Genomic DNA, 21,979 nt, shown 5'->3' with positions numbered 1-21,979 from the left:
GGGCTACGGATCGGGCTGCGCCAACTCCACCCGGGCCGTGGGACGTTTAGGTAGGAACGATGCCGGTATCGCGGTGGCCGCGACCACGATCATGGCGACCAGGAAGACTCCGGCGTAGGCCAGGGACAATTCGTTGGTGAGCTGCTCGGAGGCGTCGGGCGGGAAAGCCTGCGCGGGCAGGCGCGACGGGATGGGTTGCCCGACCCGTCCAACGAGGCCGTCCTGGTGGACGCTGTCCGCGTGTTCGGCCACGGTGATGATGGCGCTGTCGTCGAATCTGCTGGTGAGGATCACCGACATCAGTGCGGCGCCGGCAGCGGCGGCGACGTTGTGGTTGACATTGAATAACGTTGAGCCGTGCGCGACTTCGCTGGAGTTCAGCGTGCGCACGGCCGACCAAGAGACCGGAACCATCATGCAGGAGCTGCCGACGCCGAATGTCGCGAGCCCGGCCAGCAGTATCGCTAGGTGTACGTGCTGTCTGCTCATCGCGTAGATAAAGATGCCCATGCCCGTGAGGATCACACTGGTACCGATCAACACCACACCGCGCGGCCCGTGCTTTTCCATGGCCCGCCCGACGATCGGCATGGCCGCGGCGGCGGCCAGTGTTTGCGGGATCAGCAGCAATCCCGATTGGAAGGGTGTCTTTCCGAGCACCTGCTGGAAATACGCCGGAAATAGCAGGCAGCTGCCGAAAAAGGTGACGGCAAACATGAACCTGGTGGCGTTGGCCGCGGCCACCGTCCGGTTTTGGAGTAGGCGCAAATCGATCAGGGCATGGTTGGCCCGGTGCAGCGCGTGGAGGATGAATGCGCCGATCAATAGCACGCCCGCAATCACCGGCACCCAGGCATGCGGATTGGCGAAGGTGTCGAGTCCGGGTATCTCTGACAGGCCGTAGAGAAACAACACCAGGCCTGGAGACAGCAACGCCATGCCCAGCACGTCCAGCGGCTCCGCGGGCATCGGATCATCCTTGGGCAGAACGAATCCCGCCAATACCAAAGTGAGTGCACCCATCGGGAGGTTGATCAGAAAGATCCATGGCCAGCCGAAGGCGTCGATCAGCCAGCCGCCCAGGATGGGCCCGGCGATCGGGGTCAGTAACACGGTGATCATGCTGATCGTCAGCACCCGGCCCAACCGCGCCGGACCGGCCGCACGAGCCAGAATGATGAGCTGCAGTGGGATGAGTATTCCCCCACCCACACCCTGCACGGCCCGAAAGGTCACCAACAGTGCGATATTCGAGGCCAGTGCGCACAACAACGATCCCAGGGTGAACAGCAACACCGAGGCCACCACCAACCGTTTGGTGCCCAACCGGTTGGCCGCCCAGCCGGTGAGCGGAATCACCGCCGCCAGTGACAGGGTGTAGCCGGTCGACGTCCATGCGACGACTGCTTGGGTGGAGGAGAATTCGTCGATGAAGGTCCGCTGCGCCACGTTGACGACGGTGGTATCCAAGGTGACCATCACCGGAAGCATCAGGCACGTCAGCGTGGTCATCAAAAGCCTGGAATCCAGCCCGATGGGATAGTCGTCGGCCCGGGCGTCACCGTCCAGTCGCGATTCGCCCGCGGCGCCCGCACTGGCAACGGTCTTCGGTAGCCGCGGCGGCCGACCCGCCCGCCGACGCATCTTGTCACTGTATCTGCCGGCGTCGCCGTCCAATGGGGTGGCCGCCGGGCCGGGCGGCGCCCGATATGTCTGGTCCCGTGTCGTCGACATCGCGGGGCAATGCCCCCACCGGAAACCGCGGGCGTGGACGACCGCGGGTTGGGTTACGGTCGAATCCTGGAAACGTTCTGTGCCATCGCTGACCGGCTCGGTGCGCGACGACACCGGCACTGAAGGAGTGGTCACATGGGCAAGACCGCCAGGCGGCTGGGACCGCAAGACATGTTCTTCCTCTTCTCCGAATCGCCGAGCACCATGATGCACGTAGGCGCGCTGATGCCGTTCGCGCCGCCAGCGGACGCGCCGCCGGATTTCCTACGCGGACTTGTGGACGACAGCAGGGCCAACGAGGTGGTGGAGCCGTGGAATCTCAAACTCAGCCATCCCGATCTGCTTTACAGCCCCACGCAGTCATGGGTTTTCGACGAGAATTTCGATCTGGACTATCACGTGCGGCGCTCGGCGCTGGCCAGTCCGGGCGACGAGCGTGAACTCGGAATCTTGGTGTCCCGCCTACATAGCCATGCCCTGGACCTGAGCCGTCCGCCGTGGGAAATGCACTTCATCGAGGGACTGGAAGGCGGGCGGTTCGCCATCTACATCAAGATGCACCATTCGCTGGTGGACGGGTACACCGGTCAGAAAATGTTGGCCCGCAGCATGTCTACCGACCCGCACGACACCACCTATCCGTTGTTCTTCAACATTCCGCTGTCAGACCGGGGGCCCGCCGAAGCCGAGCAAACCACCGGCGCGGGCCTGATGAGTGGGGCGGGCAGCATGCTCAGCGGCGTAGGCGACATGGTCAAGGGCCTCGGCGGCCTGGTAAGCGGCGTGGGTAGCGTGCTCGGGTCGGTGGCCAACGCGGGACGATCCACGATCGACCTCACCAAGGCGCTCGTCAACACCCAGCTGCGCAGCGACCACGAATACCGCGACCTCATCAGCTCGGTGCAGGCCCCGCACTGCATACTTAACACCCGCATCAGCCGCAACCGCCGCTTCGCCACCCAGCAATACTCGCTAGATCGGCTGAAAGCTATTGGCGCCCAAAATGATGCAACGGTGAACGACGTCGCGGTGGCGATCATCGGCGGCGGTCTACGCCGCTTCCTGCGCGAGCTTGGTGAGCTGCCCGACAAGTCGCTGATCGCGGTCTTGCCGGTCAACGTCCGACCCAAAGACGACGAAGGCGGCGGCAACGCCGTGGCGACCATCCTGGCGACGTTGGGCACGGACATTTCCGATCCGGTGCAGCGCCTGCAGGTCGTCACCGCCTCGACCCGCATGGCAAAAGCCCAGCTCAAGACCATGGACAAAGAGACCATCCTGGCCTACACCGCGGCGTTGATGGTGCCCTATGGGATACAGCTGGCCAGCACCATGAGCGGGGTGAAGGCGCCCTGGCCGTACGCCTTCAACCTCTGCGTCAGCAATGTCCCGGGGCCCGCGGATGTGCTCTATCTGCGGGGCAGCCGGATGGAAGCGTCGTATCCGGTCTCCCTGGTGGCTCACAGCCAGGCCCTCAATGTCACCCTGCAAAGTTATGCCGGGACACTGAACTTCGGGTTCATCGGTTGCCGCGATACGCTGCCGCACTTGCAACGGCTTGCCGTCTACACCGGTGCGGCCCTCGACGAATTGGACGAGCTGACGGCCTCATCCGCGGCGAACTGACGCGCATCGCGCGGGAATGCGGGAATACGGTAACGGTGGTGTCGGCTGAAATTCGGTGAACTAGTCGAGCGTTGCCGCGGCTGCCGGATGCCGGTGCGCCCACGGTTGGGCTTCTTCGAGTTGTGCTGCCAGCTGCAGAAGATCTCCATCGGCACCCAGTCGCCCAACGAACTGCACGCCCAGGGGCAGCCGGTCGGCTGTCCAATGCAGGGGCACGTTGATGGCCGGCCGTCCGGTGAGGTTGGCGAGCTGGGTGTAGGGCACCCAGCCCAGACTCTCTTGGATAAGCTCATCCATAATTCCACTAAGCGCCAGCACTTTTCCTGCGCGGAGCCTGCTCATAACCCGAGCCACCGACTGCAAGCGGTGCGAGGTCGTCGTCGCGCCGATGGGCAGCGGTGGGGTGGCCAGGGTGGGGGTCAGAAAGAAGTCGTGGGTTTCGTGAAACGTTGTCAGGGATTGGATGTAGTTGTTGATGTGTTCCAGCGCCTGCATCGGTGCCAGCACGCCGGTCGATCGCGCCAGCTCGCACATTGCCAGCGTGTCTGCCTCGAAGTCGTTGTCGCGGGCTCCCGTTCGTTTCTTGATGTCGGCGACTTGGCGGTGGAGCTGTGCGAACCAGATGGTCAGGAAGTCGCGCGCCAACGCGGCATCGTCGTAGGGCGGCTCGACCTCCTCGACCTGATGGCCCAGGTCGCTTAGCAGCTGGGCTGCTTGCTGGACCGCCGCGATGGCCTCCCGGTGCGGATGGGCAGTGATCGCGGAGGAGGTCGAGTATCCGATTCTCAGGGTGCCCGGACGGTCCGTGATGTGTGCGGTGAATGGGCGGTCGGGAAGTGCAACCCGATAGGCGGCGCGTGGGTTGGGGCCAATGATCGCGTCCAAGAGGGCGGCGCTGTCTCGAACGGTGCGCGAAACCACGCCCTGGGCGACCATGCCGAACATCGGCTCGCCGGTCTGCGGGCCGTACGGCGACAGCCCGCGGCTGAGCTTGAGACCGACGAGCCCGTTGCAGCCGGCGGGAATGCGGATCGAGCCACCGCCGTCGTTGGCCCCGGCCGCTGGGACAATTCCAGCGGCCACCGCCGCACCGGATCCGCCGGAGGATCCGCCGGGGGTGCGTTGCAGGTTCCACGGGTTACGCGCCGGACCCCAGTACTCGGATTCGGTGACTCCTTTGGCCCCGAATTCGGGGGTGTTGGTCTTGCCGAAGATCACCAGTCCGGCGTCCAAGAACCGCTGCGTAACCAGGGCGTGCCGCTGGGCGACGTCGGTCGCCAGTGACCGCGATCCGCAGGAGGTGGCAAATCCGCGGTATTCCTGATCGAGGTCTTTGATCAGGAATGGCACCCCGGCAAACGGTCCCTGCAGTTTGGGGTCGGCGGCCCGCCGGTCGGCAACCTCGTCGAGGCGCGAAATGATTGCGTTTAGCCGGGGATTGACCGCGTCGGCTTGTTGGCGTGCCAGGGCAAGAACTTCGGCCGGGGTGACCTGCTTGCGTTCGATCAATTCGGCCAGGGCGGTTGCATCCAAGGACAGGTATTCGTCGAGCTGCATTGGCCGATCTTATGACTCAGGCCCGGTCGGCAGCGTCGTGATTGCATCCACGGTTTGTCAACCGACGTCGAGGCGGCCGGAATCGCCGGCTCAACATTTCGAATCAGCGGTACCGGAAACCACTTTTCGCTGGGCTGCTGTAGTTGTGAAAATAATTGTGGCACAACGCCATATAACCACCGTCGGCATGCCGTGTGCGACCCGTCCAATGGGCTCTTGACAGTGCGCGCGGCGGGCGCTCATTCTGGTCGGATGGCAACCAAAGTCGCGATCAAAACGGGGAAGAACGAGAGGCCTGCCGATCCGACCGCTGTGAGCAATCGGCAGGGTAGCCAGGTGACGGAGTGTGCGCCGAGGACCGCGCCGACCACCGGCGCCAGCCACTCGGCCGGTGCCGAATTGCCGGAGCTCGCGCTATTCGAGGTGAATCGGCCGGTCCGGGTAACCATTCCCGCGGAGCTGATGTCGCTTTGTGCGGAGGATCCCGAATCAACGACGGTAAGTGTTAGCAAAGTCGAGGTTTCGTTTACCGCGATTACCCACACGATTGGTGTGAAGTCGTTCTGGCATTTCGTCGCCTCGTTTCCGCTGCGGCGAGCCTTTTCCGAGCAGCTGGCCATGGAACTGCATGACGCCATAGTCGCTCGCATCCCAGCCGAGGCTATGGACGATGTGCGTGTGCGCGTGACCAAGTACACGCGAGGAAGTCTCATCATGGTCGTGGACTATCCCGCGGTGGATGGCGGCTAGCTGGCCTCCCCGGCCCTGCTGGCGATCATCCGACGTGAGGCATGTGCATCGCTGGCGATGTCGACCTGCCGCAACAGCGTGAAATCGGATGTTAGGAGGCTGGCGGGCTCGCCGGGCTTCGGCCGCCACGCTTCCCGCATGTTGTCGCCCACCGTCGCTTCCCACGCCACCAGCCCACCGGGCAGCACCATGGTGCAGGCCCTCTGGAAGACCGCTCGATCCCAGAAGAATCGGCACATCACCAACGCGAATCGGTCCTTGGTCGGCACCCAGTCGGACAGGTTCGCATGCACCAGGTGCAGGCGTTCGGCAACATTGCGCCGCGTCGCTTCGGCGTCAAGTTCTCCCAACGCGACATCCGAGACGTCGACCGCAGTGACCTGGCAACCCAATTCCGCCAGCGCCAGTGCTGCGCCGGATCGTCCACACGCCAACTCGAGCACGTCGCCCGTCGGCGTGAAGAATTCGAGGATGTCGCCCATCCATTCACCAGTCGTGAAATTGGCACCGCGATGGCGGACGGCACGCGAATACTTCTCATTCCAGCGGACACGATCGGGGTCTTCGGCCAACGATGGAACGACCGTAAGTGTCACGGCCGCATGCCAATCCACTCGGCGCCGTCGGAGGAGAATTCCTTCTTCCAGATGGGTGTCTCCTGTTTGAGCAGTTCGATGCACATGCGGCAGGCGTCGAATGCTTCGCCCCGATGCGGCGCGGCGGCAGCGATGACGACGGCGAAATCGCCAATTTGTAGGTGCCCGGTGCGGTGTGCCACCGCGACTCGAACTCCATCCGCGGTCGCCTCGCAGCGTTCGATGATGGAATCGAGGGTCCTCAACACCATCTCTGGGTATGCCTCGTAGAACAGATGCGTGACCTCGTGCCCCTCATTGTGGTCACGAACGATCCCGACGAAGATCGCGACGGCTCCCTGTTTGGGGCTCTTGACCGCGGCGAACACCTCGTCGATGCTGAGCGGTTCTTCGGTCAGCCGGCAGTACCGGCCGCCGCCACCGGCGACCGGTGGGATAAAAGCGATGGTGTCGCCTTCCGTCAACGTTGTCGACGTGGGTGCGATTGCTTCGTTGATCGCGATTTTGACCGCCCGGTGATGCTTTGCCAACGTGGGATAGCGATCCACCAACGTCGTGATCAGGTCGTTGACGGTCGAGCCCTGCGGGATCGTGACTTTCTCCTCGCGTGTTTTGCTGCAAGCCTCGCGAATCAGTCCGAAGTACAGAACATTAACCGTGATGTCCATCTAGCTCACACCCACTTTGAAGTCAGGAACTATTCTCCGCGTCGCGGCGATAGTGGCCCGAACGTCCGCCTGATTTCTCTTCCAGGACGATTTCGGAAATGACCATGCCACGATCGACCGCCTTACACATGTCGTAGATGGTGAGCGCGGCCACCGAGACCGCGGTCAGTGCCTCCATCTCTACTCCGGTGCGGCCGACGGTCGTCGTCGTTGCAATGATCAATATTCTGTCGGGCGGTTGCGGGACCAGTTCGACGACGACGGCGTCCAGGCCTAAGGGATGGCAAAGCGGGATGAGTTCGCCGGTTCGTTTTGCCGCCATGATGCCTGCCAGGCGTGCGGTGGCCAGCACATCGCCCTTGGACGCGGCACCGCTGATGATCATGTCCAAGGTTGCCGGGTCCATGATGACCGCGCCGGAAGCACGCGCCTGACGGTGCGTCGATTCCTTGGCCGATACATCAACCATCCGGGCCGCGCCGTGTTCGTCGAGGTGGGTCAAGATGTTCCGGTCGGCCATTAGTGTCCTGCTTCCTTGCGCGCCACGGGATATGCGGCGGTGATGGCGTGCGCGAGATCAAAATCGACTGGTGTGAGACAGCGCGACTGCCGCGTCCAGATAACCACGCTGACTTCCCTTTTGTTGGTGACGGCGAAATCAGGATGATGGTTGTGTCTCTCGGCGAGCATGGCCAGCTGGGTCACGAAACCAACGGATTCCGCAAAACTCGCGCAATGGAATGTTCGATGCAGGTGCCCGTCGACAAGCTGCCATCCCGGCATTGAGTTCAACCGGACGGCGATGTCTGCCGCGTTTAGGGCGACCGCGGCGCCGTCACACACAGCGTGCGGTTTGACGTGACCGTGGCCGGAGTCAACAAGGGCCATGGCTCTTCTCCTTAGTCGCCGTCGGCTTCTTTGTCTCCAATGCTCTAACCGCCTCGGGTGTGCATCTCAAGGTGGGGGTCACGCTGCAACGAACTAACTGGAAGGAATACGCCCCGCTCCTGTTGGGCAAGCCGGTTTTCCGCTCCCCGGTCGGCCCGCCGTTTCCATCCCTCGCTGATAATTGCCAGCAATTCGGAATGAGTGGCGCCGGCTCGCAAAGGGTCGCGCAGGTTGATCCCGTTCAATGCGTACAGGCAATGCAGCCAAATCCCGTCGGCGGTCAAGCGAGATCGATCGCAGGTGGCACAAAAGGGATCGGTGGTCGACGCCACAATACCGAAAATCGTGCCGTCGGGTAACGAGAATTGATTGGCCGGCGCGCTGTCGAGCTTCGGTAGGGGCTGAATTGCCCCATAGTGTCTTTCTAAGGTGGCCAGCATTTCTGCTTTCGGAACTACCATCGCGGATGACCAGTTTGTTGCGCCGCCAACATCCATGTATTCGATAAATCTGACCTCGGCGGCTACGGTCTTGCCGAATTCGATGAGATCGCGGAGTTCATCGTCATTGACATGCCTTATCACCACGGTATCGAGCTTGGTGTTGGAGAAACCGGCCGCAAAAACCGAACGAATGCCGGCGACGATCTTGGCGTGCGTACTTGGCCGGCGTCGGCTCAGCGCCTCGAAGCGGTCGGGGCGCAGCGTGTCGAAACTGACGGTTACCCGGCACAGACCCGCGGCCTTCAGCTCTTCGATGCGGTCGGCTAGCAACACGCCATTAGTGGTTATCGCGATGTCGCTGAGGTCAGCGGGTCCCATCAACTTGCGGGCAAGTACCTCGACAATTTCGGCCAGATCCGGCCGGATCAACGGCTCGCCACCGGTTATGCGTACTTTCCGCACCCCGGCCTCGGCAAACACATCGACGATGCGGTCAATCTCGTCGCAGGTCAGCAGGTCGCGTTTCGGCAACCATTTGTAGTGTTCCTGGGGCATGCAATACTGGCATCGTAGATTGCATTGATCGATCACCGACAGTCGCAAATCTGTCAACGGACGGCGAAAGATGTCACGCACTATCGTCGAGTTCAACCCGGCCTCCGGTAATAGGATCCGTGCTGCTTGCCGTCAAATTGGGTGGTTTCGTCGCCGGGCACGAAGTGGGCTCCTAAATTCGTCGATATATGAATAAATATTGTCATCGGTTTGGCGCGGGTGCATCGCTATGAATCAACCCGTCTGGCGCAGAACCGGCGAACATCGTCGACCGCGGTCACGCATCCCACCTTACCTCGCAGAGTTTGTCGGCTCTAGATTTCTCCGGAAAACAAGAAGCGTTCATTGCGCGCTGAATTGGTGACCGCTTGGTATGACGTTGATTGACCGGGTGGCGCGTTGTCGCGAGACTGTGCTGATTACCGAAGCCATGAAACATAGTGAACTGCAGCAAAATTCGAATTTCGTGACGATGGTCCGACCTGAGATGCCGCGGTGATGGCTTCGGCCGGTGGCGTCGAGCGCCCAATCCGACGCTGCCCTAGCCCACCCCGGGCTATGCTCGGCCCGTGTCGGCCGTCCAGGTCACGTCCAACGACAATCTGACTCAAATGCGTAGCCGGGAGTTCGGAAAAGACACGCCGGACCGGCGGCGCCGGTGCCATGCGCCTTGACGAGCGCGCGCTTCCGCTGACGCGCTCGCAGCTTGATATCTGGCTTGACCAGGAACTCGGCGCCCCTGGCGCCGACTGGCAGGTCAGCTGGTTCGTGATCATTCGTGGCGTGGTGGAACCCGATCTGCTGGAGCGCGCGGTCCGGCAGGTGGTAGCTGAAGCCGAGCCGATGCGGGCGTCATTTTTCCAAGCCGACGGCCAGGTTCTCCAGCGGGTCATCGATGGTCCAGAAGTCCGGGTCCCCTTCTACGATATGAGCGGCTTGCCGGATGCGTTGGGCGAGGCCGACAGGTTGGCGACGTCGATCCAGCGCACGCCGATGCCATGGACCGGGCCATTGTTCAGGTTTGCCTTGTTTAGGACCGGGCCTGCCGAATTTCGGCTCTTCATGTGTATGCACCACATTGTCGTCGACGGCTTTGCGTCGGTTCTTCTTATCAATCGAATCGCATCGGTGTATTCGGCGATCGCCTCCGGCGCAGCGGTTCCGGCTGGGTTCTTTGGCTCGTTGCGAGACCTGGTTGACGCTGAAGCGGAGTACGAGAACTCCAGTGATTACGCGGACGACCGTGCCTACTGGCGGCGCAATGCCGTCCCGGAAACCGAGTCAGGTCATCGGCTGCAACACGCCCCGAGCCAGTGTGATCCGGATATCGCTTCGGCGCCAGTCGAGTTGGATCCGGCCGTTCTGGCCGCTGTGCAACGGCTGGCGGACACCGTAGGAGTTCGTCGATCGTCGGTCATTGCCGCGGCGTGTGGGCTGTTGGTGCGTGGGCGTGGTGGCGGCGGATCAACGGTAGTGCTCGATTTTCCGGTCAACAGGCGAACAGCGCCACGGTTACGGACAATTCCGGGTCTGCTCGTCTCGACGGTGCCGCTGGTGTTGAGACTTTCGGCAGGTTCGACGGTTGCCGAATTGTGTGAGCATGTGGACTCCCGGATCCGGGAAGCGGTACAGCATCAGCGATTTCCAGCCGCAACACGCTCCGCTGGAGCCGTGAGTGTCAATGTCTTCCCACTGGCGGCCATTGCCCCATTCGGCGAAGCGCCCGCGTCGGTGCTGTACCGGAACTTCGGTCGAGTCGAACAGTTCAAAATGTCCTTCATCAGTGACGGTCGCCGGATGTCGTTGATCACCGCGGGGGCTGGTCCGCCTCTTGCCGAACTCGATGTCGCAGTTGTGGCCAACCGGTTGGACAAGCTGTTGGCCACCATGGCCTCCGATCCCGGGCGACGACTGTCCTCGATCGAGTTGATCGACCAACGCGAGCGCGCCCTACTCGATGAGTGGGGCAACCGTTCCGCCCTGAGTCGCGTCACAGCCGAGATGCCTTCGGTGCCAGCGCTGTTCGCGGACCAGGTGGCCCGGGTCCCCGAGGCGGTGGCGCTGAGCTGCGTGGGCAACGCGATGACCTATCGGCAACTCGACACCGCCAGCAACCGGCTTGCCCACCGCTTGACCGGTCATGGGGTGGGTCCCGGCGACGTGGTGGCGCTCCTGATGGCCCGCAGTCGCCAGGCCGTCGTCGCCATCCTGGCGGTGCTGAAGACCGGCGCCGCTTACCTGCCCATGGATCCGGCGCACCCGACGGCGCGTATCGCCTTCATGCTGGCGGACATCAACCCGGCCGCCGTGCTGACGTCCGGTGACTTCACCGCTCGGCTTGCCGGCAATGACCTGGCTGTCATCGATGTCGACGACCCCTCCCTCGCCAAGGAATCCGACCGCGACTTACCGCCGCCGGTCGCCGACCATATCGCCTACGTGCTGTACACCTCGGGAACCACCGGTGAGCCCAAGGGGGTGGCGATCACCCACCGCAATGTCGTCCAGCTCATCACGTCGCCCACGCCCTTTACCGCCTCGGCGTGTCAGGCGGTCACCCATTGCCATTCGTATGCTTTCGACTTTTCGGTGTGGGAAATTCTGAGCCCCCTGCTGCAGGGTGGGCGGGTGGTGGTCGTACCCGAACAGGTCACCGGGTCTCCCGAGGACTTCCGTGCGCTGCTAGCGGCTCAACGAGTCACCGCGTTGACTCAGACGCCCTCGGCGGCGGCGGCGTTGTCTCCGGACGGGCTGACCGGCACGGCGTTGGTGGTGGGTGGGGAAGCCTGTCCCAGTGAGTTGGTGCAGCGGTGGGCGTGCGGTCGGGTGATGATCAACGCCTATGGGCCGACCGAAGCCACGGTATGCGTGTGCGTCAGTGCGCCGTTGACACCGGGCTCGGGGGCGCCGCCGATCGGTCGCCCGTTGCCCGGGGTGGCGCTATTCGTGTTGGATCAGTGGTTGCAGCAGGTGCCCGTGGGCGTGGTGGGCGAGCTGTATGTCGCGGGCGACCAGCTAGCATGCGGATACTGGCGCCGCTCGACGTTGACGGCAACACGGTTCGTTGCGTGCCCGTTCGGCGGTGCCCGGGCCGCGGGCCGGCGCATGTATCGCACCGGTGACCTGGTGTGGTGGGGCGCTGACGGACAGCTGTATTTCCTGGGTCGCTGCGATGGGCAAGTCAAGATTCGTGGATACCGGATCGAACCCGGCGAGGTCGCGGCCGCGTTGTCCCGGTTGCCGGGGGTGGGTCAAGCGGCGGTGATCGCTCGCGAGGACCGCCCCGGTGACAAACGTCTGGTGGGCTACATCACCGGTGTGGCCGAGTCGGCCGCGGCCCGCGAAGCATTGGCCGCTATCTTGCCGCCTTATCTGGTGCCCGCCGCGATCTTGGTTCTAGATCGGCTGCCGTTGACCGCGAACGGCAAGCTTGACATCGCCGCCTTGCCCGCTCCCGACTACACCAGCCATCGGTATCAGCCTCCCACTACCGCCGTCGAGGAAATCGTGGCCGGCATCTACGGGCACGTCCTGGGTGTTGAACGCGTCGGCATCGACCAATCGTTTTTCGATCTGGGCGGGGACTCCCTGCTCGCGATGCGTGTGATCGCCGCGATCAACACCACCTTGGATGCGCAGCTATCGGTACGGGCGTTGTTCGAGACGCCGACGATCGCCCAACTGGCCCCGCGGATCGGCGCCGGATCGACTCGGCCCGCTCCGTTGGTGCCGGTGCGACGTCCGTCGCGGGTGCCGTTGTCATTTGCCCAGGAACGGATGTGGACCGTCAACCAGCTGCGCGGTGGCTCTCCGGTCTTCAACATTCCCTGGGCGCTGCGACTTGGCGGGGCGCTCGACGTGGCAGCGCTGCACCAGGCGCTGGCCGATGTGGTGGACCGCCACGAAGCCTTGCGCACCATTTACCCAACCGTTGGGGAAATGCCCCACCAGGTCGTGTTGCCCGCGCGACAGGCTGACTTCGGCTGGGAAATCATTGACGCCGTGGCATGGCCGGACGAGCGGCTCCACCAAGCCCTCGCCGTCGATGCCCGCCACAGCTTCGACTTGGCCACCGAGATCCCTTTGTTCGTCCGGCTTTACCGGCTCGGCGACGATACCCATCTGCTGGCCGTCATCGTGCATCACATCGCTGCCGATGGTTGGTCGCTGGCTCCGCTCGCGGCCGATCTCGACATGGCGTATCGCAGCCGATGCGACGGAGAGGCCCCGGCGTGGGCACCGCTCCCGGTTCAGTACGTCGACTTCACGCTGTGGCAGCGCGCATACCTGGGCGATCTTTCCGATCCTCAGAGCAATATGTGCGCACACCTTCGATATTGGGAAGAGGCGCTGGCTGGCATCCCTGAACAGGTTGAGCTGCCCGGCGACCTGCCCTACCCGCCCGGTGCCGACAACCGGGGCGACACGGTGTCGGTGAGGTGGTCGGCGGCCCTGCACCAGCAGATCGCCGGCCTGGCGCGCGAACATCACGCCACCAGCTTCATGGTCGTCCACGCGGGCCTGGTTGCGCTGCTCGCCAAACTCAGTGCTACCAAAGACATCCCGGTCGGCGTTGCCGTCGCCGGGCGCAATCACCCGGCTCTCGATGAGCTGATCGGCATCTTTGTCAACACCGTGGTGCTGCGTGTGGGGGTGGCCGACGATCCGAGCTTTGCCCAACTGCTGGCCCGGGTACGGGCCGTTAGCCTGCACGCCTTCGAGCACCAGGACATGCCCTACGGAATCCTGGTCGACCGGGTCAACGCTGCCCGGTCGCTACCTGCTCAACCGCTGATCCAGGTGATGCTGGCATGGCAAAACAACACACCTCCCCGGACGGCGCTGGGGGAGCTGGACGTAACGCCGGTCACGCTACACACCCAGACCGCTCGGATGGACCTACTGCTGTCCCTGGCCGAGAATTTCACCGACGCCGCCGAGCCCGCAGGTATCGGCGGCGCCGTGGAATATCGCACCACGGTGTTTACCACGGCGGCCGTCGAAAACCTGATCCACCGGTTGGCCAAGTTGCTGGCGGAGTTGACCGCCGACCCGCAGCGGCCGCTGTCTTCAGTCGATGTACGTTTCGGTGATGGCAGGTAGGAGGCCCCGAAGGGCTTCTTACCGTCGCTGCTTTCGCCCCCTCGGCGTGAGCAGAGCCGCAAGCTCCTCGCGGTTTGAGACGCCGGTCTTGGCCATTGCCCGGTAGATGTGGCCTTCCACGGTGCGTACCGACAGCGTGAGCCGCTCTGCCACAGCGCGACTGGACAAGCCTTCACCCAACAGCATCACGATCTCTCGCTCGCGCAAGGTCAATGGAACGCGCATGCTGGCTTGCCGAAGCGCTGGCGTTGCAGCTCCGCCACACCGTTCGGCCAGCGCATCTGCCCGGGTGGCGCAGCCCAATGCCGAGCCCCGCAAGTCCCTCTTGCGATATGCGGTCGCGGCGTGCGCAGCCGCATCCAGTGCCGCGACAAGATCGCCCAGATCTTCGAATTCCTCAGACATCGAAGCTAATGCGGCCCCATCGCTGGCGGCCAGAGCGGTTGCGAACCGGGCGGCCGCGCCGACCCGAGGCCCCTCCACGATCGCTTCGAGCTCACGCAGCCGGATCGCTGTCGAACCATCGCCGAACTGCGCCGCGGTCTGCAGACACACCACCTCCGCAGCGAATTGACCATTGGAACAAGTAGTTTCGGCGGCAGACTGGGCAATCTTGATCGCTTCACTGACCGCTCCCTGACAAGCTGCCACCCAGGCGCGCGCCAGCTCACGCTCATAGTCGACGAATCCATAGCTTCGATGGTGTTCCGTCGCAGCAGTTCGAAGCGCGGTGGCCGCCTCGGCGGTCAACCCGCACATCGCCAAGGCGGTGGCAAGTGGGAGTAGGTATCGGTATCGAAAACCGTTGGAGTCGCCGGTAAAGAGCTCGACGACCGATTCCAATGCCGACTTGCCTTGGCTCAGCCGGCCCGATCCGACGTCGACCCGGCCCACGATGCCGGCGCTGAGCAACCTGCCAACGCCGGGGGCATCGGTGGTCTGGATGCGCGCCTGCTCGGCCAGTGAGTCCGCTTCGCGTATCCGACCGCACTGTAGAAGCGCGCCGACATGCCGGTCAACGATGAGCAACCTCATGTGGGCGGCTGTTGTCGTGCGCTGAACGTAGGCATAGCCGATTTCGGCCGTCCGATTCGCCTCGGCGATACGCCCTGCATCGCCATGGGCGACAACCAGCGCCCAGGCCGCCGCCGCGCTGGTGATCCCGGGTAGTCGCTCAAGGTCGACGCCGACGCCCAGCCGCGATGCCCGCTTCGGCTGGGCCATCGATGCCCAGTAGACGATCTGGTAGGCATCGCTGAAGTTACGTGTGGACGTCGTCGCCATCCGGGCGGCTTCGTCGATGAGCTCTTTCGCCCCATCGGGGTCGGCAAGACCCCACAGCTTGTTGAAGGCTCGCTGGCCGATCAGGAACATGCAATCGGCCTCCGTCAATCCATCGGTAGGCGTTCCGGCCAGCACGGCGTCGGCCTCCGCACCGCGGCCCTGCCACGCCAGCGCAAATGCGCGGATCTTGTACGCCTGCGCTCCCGCACCCGCGCGAACGGCCGCGGCTGCCAGCCGATCGGCCGCGGGAGCATCCGCCAGGAACATCGCGCCCTCGGCGGCCCTGATCAGCAAGTCCGGGTCCGGGACGAGATCGGAATCGATGCTCAATACCGCGCGCCGGACCACCGTTCGCACCTCGTCGCGGTCGTCCGACGCGGCCAGCTCGAGGGCGACCTGTCCGCGCAGCCGACGCAATCTTGTCGCGGCGGCACGCTTTCGACGCAGCTCGCCGTACAGCGGATGAGCAAGCCGGACTTCGACCCGGTCATCGACCTCACCGAGTGTGATCAAGCCCCGCATGTCGGCGTCTTCGATCGCTGCCCGGTCGGTGATGCGCGTCAACGCCGCTAGGTCAAGAGGTTCGCCAACCGCGAGCGAATCCACGACGTCGCCGACCGCATCTGGCAGCGTTCCGACCCGCGACTCGATCAATTCGGCAAGGCTGGGTGGCACGATCGGATCACCGGTCCACCGCCAGTAGCCATGCTGCTGTCCGAGACGCCCATCGGACAGCTCCTGCTCGACGATATTGCGTAGATAGAGCACATTGCCTCGGGTCAGTCTCCACATGCGTTGGACGGCATCCGGATCCACCGAGCCGCCTAGCGTTGCCGAGAGCAGCATCGCAGTTTCGTCGGCAGACAGTGGTTGCACGTCCAAGCGCTCGAACCGGGGGGTGCGCCAAACATCCTGTACCGCAGTGGGAACCGGTTCACCGCCGCGGATCGTCAACACCACCTTCGCCGCGCCACGCTGGACGATCTGATGGAGAACGAAGGTCGACAAGTCATCGAGTAGATGCGCGTCGTCGATGGCGATGATCACCGGGGTGTGCGGTGGTGCGGCGGTCAGCGAGTCGATGACGTCGCGGACGAGGTGAACCAGTTGGCTGTTGTCGGGTTCCGGCAAGCTCACCCATGCCGCGAAGGGCCCGAGTGGAAGCGACCGCGCCGACGCGGTACCGACCGCCCACCGAGTCTGGCACCCGCGCGCTGCCGCGGCCGAGAGTGCCTCGTGGGCAACTCGGCTCTTTCCGACACCGGCGGCCCCGCAGACGACGATCCCGGCCGTTCCCGCGTCAGAAATGGCGGCCTCGATGAGCGCCATCTCCTGTGACCGGCCGATCAGCGGCCATGTCAACCGCACCCGGATAGCGTAGGAGAGCCATCGGCGGCGCGCAGTCGAACAACCAACGCGGTGCGCTGCGGCTCGCCTATTTGTGTAGCGCGATCAGCTTCGCTTCGGCGATGCGAAAAAGCCGTCCAGTGAATCTTCCTCGACACCGACGTACTCACAGATCACCTCGCGGGCCACGCCGGCGTCGGGTAGCCGCAGGGCCAGCGAGTACGGCAATGGCAATTTGCGTAGCGCTACCTCGAGCTCGGTGCGATCCTCTGCCACCAGATCAGCGTGTGGATATCGGAACCCGCTGGAGTGAGTATGGCCGTACCCGATTGATATCGACGATCGGGGAACTCGTTTGCCGAAACGCCGCATCTTCTTTGCGGCTGGCCACCATGATGGCTAGTACGCGACAACACCAGGGGTAGGCGATGTCTTTTGTGCTCGTAGCGCCGGACATGTTGGAGACGGTAGCGGCGGAGGTGGTGCAGATCGGGTCGGCAGTCAGCGCCGGCAATCTGGCGGCAGCGATTCCGACGACTGAGGTGATGGCGGCGGCCGCCGATGAGGTGTCGGGGGCCATTGCGTCGTTGTTCGGCGCGCACGCCCGCGAGTATCAGGCGACGGCGGCGCAGCTGGCGGCGTATCACGGGCAGTTCGTGCGCACTCTTAGCGCGGCGGCGGCATCGTATGGTGGCGCCGAGGCGACCATCGTCGCCGGTCTGGGTTCGGCGGTTTCCGACGGGTTCCAGACCGCCGTCTACGGTCCGATTCACAGCGTCGGTCAAGCGTGGATTGCCAGCCCGTTCGGTCAGGCGGTAGATCCGGTTATCAATGCGCCCACCGAGTTGCTGCTCGGGCGTGGGCTGATCGGCAACGGTACCGCCGGAACGGCGGCCAACCCTACCGGCGGTGCCGGCGGGATCCTGTTCGGTGACGGCGGCACCGGCTATACCCCCACCGGGGGCATGGGTGCCATCGCGGGCGGCGCCGGCGGAAACGCCGGCCTGATCGGCAACGGCGGCGCCGGTGGTGCTGGCTTCGGCGGCGGCACCGGAGGTGTGGGCGGTGTCGGTGGCTGGCTGATGGGTAACGGCGGCACCGGCGGTGGGGGAGGTGTCGGGGGTGTCGGTGGCGACGCCTTGTTCTTCGGCAACGGTGGTGCTGGTGGCGCCGGCGCGTTGGCCGGCCGGGGTGGTCTCTTTATCGGGGAGCCCGCCACCGGCTGGATTACCAACACCGGCGGCGGCCAGTCGATCGTGATCGACTTTGTCCGGCACGGACAGACGGCGAGCAACGTGGCAGCGTTGATCGACACCAATGTGCCCGGACCGCCGCTCACCGCGCAGGGGCAGCTACAGGCGGACGCTATCGCCAGCGCGCTCTTCGCGAAGGGCCCCTACGCCGGGATCTTCGACTCGCAGTTGCTCAGGACGCAAGAAACCGCCGCGCCGTTGGCCGCCATGTACGGGATAGCGGCCGTTCCCGAGTTGGCCGGGCTCAATGAGATTAGTGCCGGCATTTTCGATGGCATTGCGCAGATCAGTCCCGCGGGCCTGCTATATCTGGTGGGCCCGATGGCGTGGACCCTCGGATTCCCGATCATGCCGATGCTGACCCCCGGCTCCCTCGACTTCAACGGGGTGGTGTTCAACGAGGGCTTCACCAACGCCGTGGACACGATGTATAGCGCTGCGCTGGCGAATCCGGTGTTGGCCGCCGACGGCAAGATCACCGACGTCGCCTACTCAAGCGCGTTCACCATCGGGGTCGGGACGATGATGAACGTCGACAATCCTGATCCGCTGCTCCTGCTAACCCACCCGTTGCCCAACACCGGCGTGGTCGTGGTAGAGGGCAATCCCTCCAGTGGTTGGACGATGGTCAGTTGGGACGGGATACCGGTCGCGCCAGCGACATTGCCGACGCAGCTGTTCGTCGACGTGCGTAACTTGATCACCGCGCCGCAGTACGCGGGCTGGGACATTTTCTATTCGCTGTTCACCGGTGATCCGACAACCATCTTGACCGCGGTTCGGGATGGCATCGAGGAGGTCGGCACGGCGGCGATCAACTTCCCGATCGCGATGACCGAAGACGTGGTCAACGCCGTGTGCGGCGCCACCGGGGGCCTGACGACCAGCGTGCCCAACCTGCTCCCGTGACCGAGGAGGCGACGGAAAACCGGTTCGTCGAACTCGGTCGTGACGGCGGCGCGGCCACCATCGAATTGCTCAACTCGGCACCGCTGAACATTGTCGGCACGGCAGCTATCGCGGCACTTACCAACGCATTCCGCGGTATCGGTCAGGACCCCGAGGTGCGGGTGGTCGTGCTGCGCGGGGGAGGCGACAAGGCGTTCATCGGTGGCGCCGATATCAAAGAAATGGTCACCCTTGACCGGTCCAGTGCCGAGGCGTTCATTCGCCGACTCGCGGATCTGTGCGAGGCGATTCGTGAATGTCCGGTCCCTGTCATCGCCCGGCTCGCTGGGTGGTGCCTGGGCGGTGGCCTGGAAATCGCGATGTGCTGTGATTTGCGGATCGCCGAGACCGGCGCCAAATTCGGCATGCCCGAAGTCGCGGTGGGAATCCCGTCGGTGATCCATGCGGCCTTGATGCCGGCGCTGATCGGGGCCTCACGGGCAACCTGGCTGCTGCTGACCGGCGAGACGATTGGCGCCGATACCGCGGCCGGCTGGGGCCTGGTACACGAAGTCGTTGCCGCCGACGCGCTGGACCACAGGATCACCGAACTCACCACACGACTCGCCGGCTTTGGCCCGCAGGCGGTCCGTCAACAAAAGCGGCTACTCAACAAGTGGTTCGATATGACCGTTCACGGGGCAATCGAGGACAGCGTCGAGCAGTTCGGCCTCGCGTTTCTTACCGGCGAGCCGCAACAGCATATGCAGGCGTTCCTGGCGCGTAAGAACCGATAACGGTGCTCGCGGCCCCAGGGTAAGTGTGAGCGCCAGTTACCTTGGTAGTAAAGCGGATTGACGAGGAGATAGGGATGACAAGAGCAGCGAAGAAGTCGCCAACCAAGGCCCAGCTCACCGAGCCCCCCGAGCCCCGTGTGGCCAGAGAGCACTTGCCCATCCCGGACCCCAAGCACGTCGGGTTGACCACCTACGATGCCAAAGATCCCAACACCAAATACCCACCGATCAAGGAACTGCGCCCCCCGCAGGGCGCGCCGAACGTTCTCATCGTATTGATCGACGATGTCGGTTTCGGCGCGTCGTCGGCGTTTGGTGGACCATGTCACACGCCGGTGGCCGAGCGGCTGGCGGCCGGCGGTCTCAAGCTCAACCGGTTCCACACCACCGCGCTGTGCTCACCCACCCGGCAAGCATTGTTGACCGGCCGCAACCACCACTCGGTCGGGATGGGGGCGATCACCGAGATGGCCACCTCGGCGCCCGGTAACAACAGCATCAGGCCCAAGGAGAAGGCACCCATAGCCGAGACCTTGAAGCTCAACGGCTACTCCACCGCACAATTCGGCAAGTGTCACGAGGTGCCGGGGTGGGAGGTCACCCCGATGGGTCCATTCCATCAGTGGCCGACGGGTTCTGGGTTCGAATACTTCTACGGTTTCGTCGGTGGCGAGGCCAATCAGTACTACCCGGGTCTGTACGAGGGCACCACTGCGGTGGAGCCGCCGAAGACTCCGGAAGAGGGCTACACGCTCACCGAGGATCTAGCGGATCGAGCGATCACCTGGGTGCGCCAACAAAAGGCGCTGATGCCGGACAAGCCGTTTTTCATGTATTTCGCGCCCGGTGCGACCCATGCGCCACATCACGTGCCCAGGAAGTGGTCGGACAAGTACCAGGGCAAGTTCGACGACGGCTGGGACGTGCTGCGGGAGAAGACTCTCAAGGCGCAGAAGAAACTCGGGGTGGTGCCCAAAGACGCCGAACTGACCAAGCGCCACGACGAGATCCCCGCCTGGGACGAGATGTCCGACGAGCTCAGACCGGTGCTGGCCAGGCAGATGGAGATCTATGCCGGGTTCCTCGAGCAGACCGATCATGAGGTGGGCCGCGTGGTGGACGCCATCGCCGACCTCGGCGTCCTCGACGACACGCTCATCTACTACATCATCGGCGACAACGGCGCCTCGGCCGAGGGCACGCTCAACGGCTGCTTCAACGAGATGACGACGCTCAACGGTCTGCCCGGGATCGAGACGACGGAGTTTTTGCTGTCCAAGATTGCTCACTTCGGAACCCCGGATGCCTACAACCACTACGCCGTCGGCTGGGCGCATGCCCTCTGCGCGCCCTACCAGTGGACCAAGCAGGTCGCCTCGCACTGGGGCGGCACCCGCAACGGCACGATTGTGCACTGGCCGGCCGGGCTGGCGGACAAGGGCGGGATGCGAAATCAGTTCCATCACGTGATCGACGTGGCCCCGACGATCCTGGAGGCAGCCGGCCTGCCGGCACCGTATTCGGTGAACGGGATAACCCAGGCGCCGCTGGAAGGGGTGAGCATGATGTCGACCTTGCGTACAGCGCAGGCACCGGAGACACACGAGGTCCAGTATTTCGAGATGATGGGCAACCGCGGCATCTACTTCCAGGGGTGGACGGCGGTGACCAAGCACCGCACCCCGTGGAAGGCCGACGTCCCGCCGCCGTTCGACGATGATGTGTGGGAACTGTACGCCCCCGACGACTGGACCCAGGCTCACAACCTGGCGGCCGAAAACCCAGCAAAACTTGCTGAGCTGCAACGGCTTTGGCTCATCGAGGCAACCAAGTACAACGTCGTCCCGCTTGATGATCGCGGTTTTGAGCGGATCAACCCCGAAATCGCCGGTCGGCCGCAGCTGGTACGGGGAAACAGCCAGGTGCTGTTCAATGGCATGCGCGTCAGTGAATGGTGCGTGTTGAATATCAAGAACAAATCACACTCGGTGACCGCCGAGGTGGCGGTGCCAAAGGGCGGGGTCAGCGGGGTGATTACCACCCAGGGCGGCAGCGCCGGCGGCTGGACGCTGTACGCCCACGAAGGCAAGCTCAAGTATTGCTACAACTTCCTGGGCATCGATCACTACCTGGTGGCGGCGACCAAGAACATCCCCGCCGGCAAACACCAGGTCCGGATGGAATTCGCCTACGACGGAGGCGGTTTGGGAAAGGGTGGCGATGTCACGCTCTTTTACGACGGCGAAGCCGTCGGAAAGGGACGGGTCGAACGCACCCAACCAATGGCCTTCTCCGCCGACGAGGCCTGCGATGTCGGGCGCGATACCGGCTCGCCCGCTTCGCCGGACTACGGGCCCACCGGCAACGCGTTCACCGGAGGCATCGATTGGGTACAGATCGATCTCGCCGAAGACGGCCACGACCACCTGATCACCGCGGAGGATCGGTTCAACGTGGCCATGGCCAAGCAATGATCGGCTGAAAGTGCGA

15 protein-coding genes are annotated in these 21,979 nt (G+C 63.9%); 6 read left to right on the top strand and 9 right to left on the bottom strand.

What is annotated here, in order from left to right:
• Positions 1-3 precede the first annotated feature (3 nt).
• A complete protein-coding gene (locus MB901379_RS21065; RefSeq protein WP_232021925.1) occupies positions 4-1,869 on the bottom strand; it encodes a DHA2 family efflux MFS transporter permease subunit in 1,866 nt (621 codons plus the stop codon).
• Between MB901379_RS21065 and MB901379_RS21060 the strand changes: the two genes are divergently transcribed.
• Entirely contained in the window at positions 1,870-3,360 is a 1,491-nt protein-coding gene (locus MB901379_RS21060) for a WS/DGAT/MGAT family O-acyltransferase (RefSeq protein WP_158018374.1), read from the top strand. It begins immediately after the preceding gene.
• A gap of 60 nt (positions 3,361-3,420) precedes the next feature.
• Here MB901379_RS21060 and MB901379_RS21055 read toward each other — a convergent pair whose 3' ends face one another.
• Positions 3,421-4,917: an amidase gene (locus MB901379_RS21055; protein ID WP_158018373.1), complete on the bottom strand. Its 1,497-nt coding sequence runs from the start codon at positions 4,915-4,917 to the stop codon at positions 3,421-3,423.
• Between the two features lie 336 nt (positions 4,918-5,253).
• Here MB901379_RS21055 and MB901379_RS21050 point away from each other — a divergent pair, with 336 nt between their 5' ends.
• Entirely contained in the window at positions 5,254-5,667 is a 414-nt protein-coding gene (locus MB901379_RS21050) for a hypothetical protein (RefSeq protein ID WP_232021924.1), read from the top strand.
• Here MB901379_RS21050 and MB901379_RS21045 read toward each other — a convergent pair.
• From MB901379_RS21045 to moaA, 5 genes are read right to left on the bottom strand one after another with little or no spacing between them, the layout of a single operon-like run.
• On the bottom strand, positions 5,664-6,263 hold the full coding sequence (locus MB901379_RS21045; protein WP_158018371.1) for a class I SAM-dependent methyltransferase: 600 nt from the start codon (positions 6,261-6,263) through the stop codon (positions 5,664-5,666). The two genes, MB901379_RS21050 and MB901379_RS21045, sit on opposite strands and share 4 nt — an antisense overlap.
• On the bottom strand, positions 6,260-6,931 hold the full coding sequence (gene moaD / locus MB901379_RS21040; protein ID WP_158018370.1) for a molybdopterin converting factor subunit 1: 672 nt from the start codon (positions 6,929-6,931) through the stop codon (positions 6,260-6,262). Before moaD ends, MB901379_RS21045 begins: the two co-directional genes overlap by 4 nt.
• Before the next feature lie 22 nt (positions 6,932-6,953).
• A complete protein-coding gene (moaC, locus tag MB901379_RS21035; RefSeq protein ID WP_158018369.1) occupies positions 6,954-7,451 on the bottom strand; it encodes a cyclic pyranopterin monophosphate synthase MoaC in 498 nt (165 codons plus the stop codon).
• Complete coding sequence (locus MB901379_RS21030; RefSeq protein WP_158018368.1) at positions 7,451-7,819, bottom strand: 4a-hydroxytetrahydrobiopterin dehydratase; 369 nt, start codon at positions 7,817-7,819, stop codon at positions 7,451-7,453. Before MB901379_RS21030 ends, moaC begins: the two co-directional genes overlap by 1 nt.
• 44 nt (positions 7,820-7,863) lie before the next feature.
• The gene (gene moaA / locus MB901379_RS21025) at positions 7,864-8,934 is read right to left on the bottom strand and encodes a GTP 3',8-cyclase MoaA (RefSeq protein WP_158019355.1); all 1,071 of its coding nucleotides are present in this window, start codon (positions 8,932-8,934) and stop codon (positions 7,864-7,866) included.
• A gap of 546 nt (positions 8,935-9,480) precedes the next feature.
• Between moaA and MB901379_RS21020 the strand changes: the two genes are divergently transcribed.
• Complete coding sequence (locus MB901379_RS21020; RefSeq protein WP_158018367.1) at positions 9,481-13,920, top strand: non-ribosomal peptide synthetase; 4,440 nt, start codon at positions 9,481-9,483, stop codon at positions 13,918-13,920.
• 18 nt (positions 13,921-13,938) lie between these two features.
• Here MB901379_RS21020 and MB901379_RS21015 read toward each other — a convergent pair whose 3' ends face one another.
• Both MB901379_RS21015 and MB901379_RS21010 read right to left on the bottom strand, forming a co-directional pair.
• Entirely contained in the window at positions 13,939-16,572 is a 2,634-nt protein-coding gene (locus MB901379_RS21015; protein ID WP_158018366.1) for a helix-turn-helix transcriptional regulator, read from the bottom strand.
• Positions 16,573-16,656: 84 nt separating this feature from the next.
• Positions 16,657-16,827, bottom strand: coding sequence for a hypothetical protein (locus tag MB901379_RS21010; RefSeq protein ID WP_232021923.1), 171 nt, complete (start codon positions 16,825-16,827; stop codon positions 16,657-16,659).
• A 152-nt stretch (positions 16,828-16,979) separates the two neighbouring features.
• On the opposite strand from MB901379_RS21010, the gene MB901379_RS21005 reads away from it, so the two are divergent.
• The 3 genes from MB901379_RS21005 (at position 16,980) to MB901379_RS20995 (ending at position 21,963) form a co-directional block, all read left to right on the top strand.
• Positions 16,980-18,713: a PE domain-containing protein gene (locus tag MB901379_RS21005; protein WP_158018365.1), complete on the top strand. Its 1,734-nt coding sequence runs from the start codon at positions 16,980-16,982 to the stop codon at positions 18,711-18,713.
• Positions 18,710-19,489, top strand: a complete 780-nt coding sequence (locus tag MB901379_RS21000) for an enoyl-CoA hydratase (protein ID WP_158018364.1) — start codon at positions 18,710-18,712, stop codon at positions 19,487-19,489. Before MB901379_RS21005 ends, MB901379_RS21000 begins: the two co-directional genes overlap by 4 nt.
• 74 nt (positions 19,490-19,563) lie before the next feature.
• On the top strand, positions 19,564-21,963 hold the full coding sequence (locus MB901379_RS20995) for an arylsulfatase (RefSeq protein ID WP_158018363.1): 2,400 nt from the start codon (positions 19,564-19,566) through the stop codon (positions 21,961-21,963).
• The last annotated feature ends 16 nt before the right edge of the window (positions 21,964-21,979 follow it).

Origin of the sequence: Mycobacterium basiliense, from assembly GCF_900292015.1 — a bacterium.
Taxonomy (GTDB): domain Bacteria; phylum Actinomycetota; class Actinomycetes; order Mycobacteriales; family Mycobacteriaceae; genus Mycobacterium; species Mycobacterium basiliense.
The sequence above is the reverse complement of the archived record's forward strand: the minus strand, read 5'-3'. Positions and strand labels throughout refer to the sequence as shown.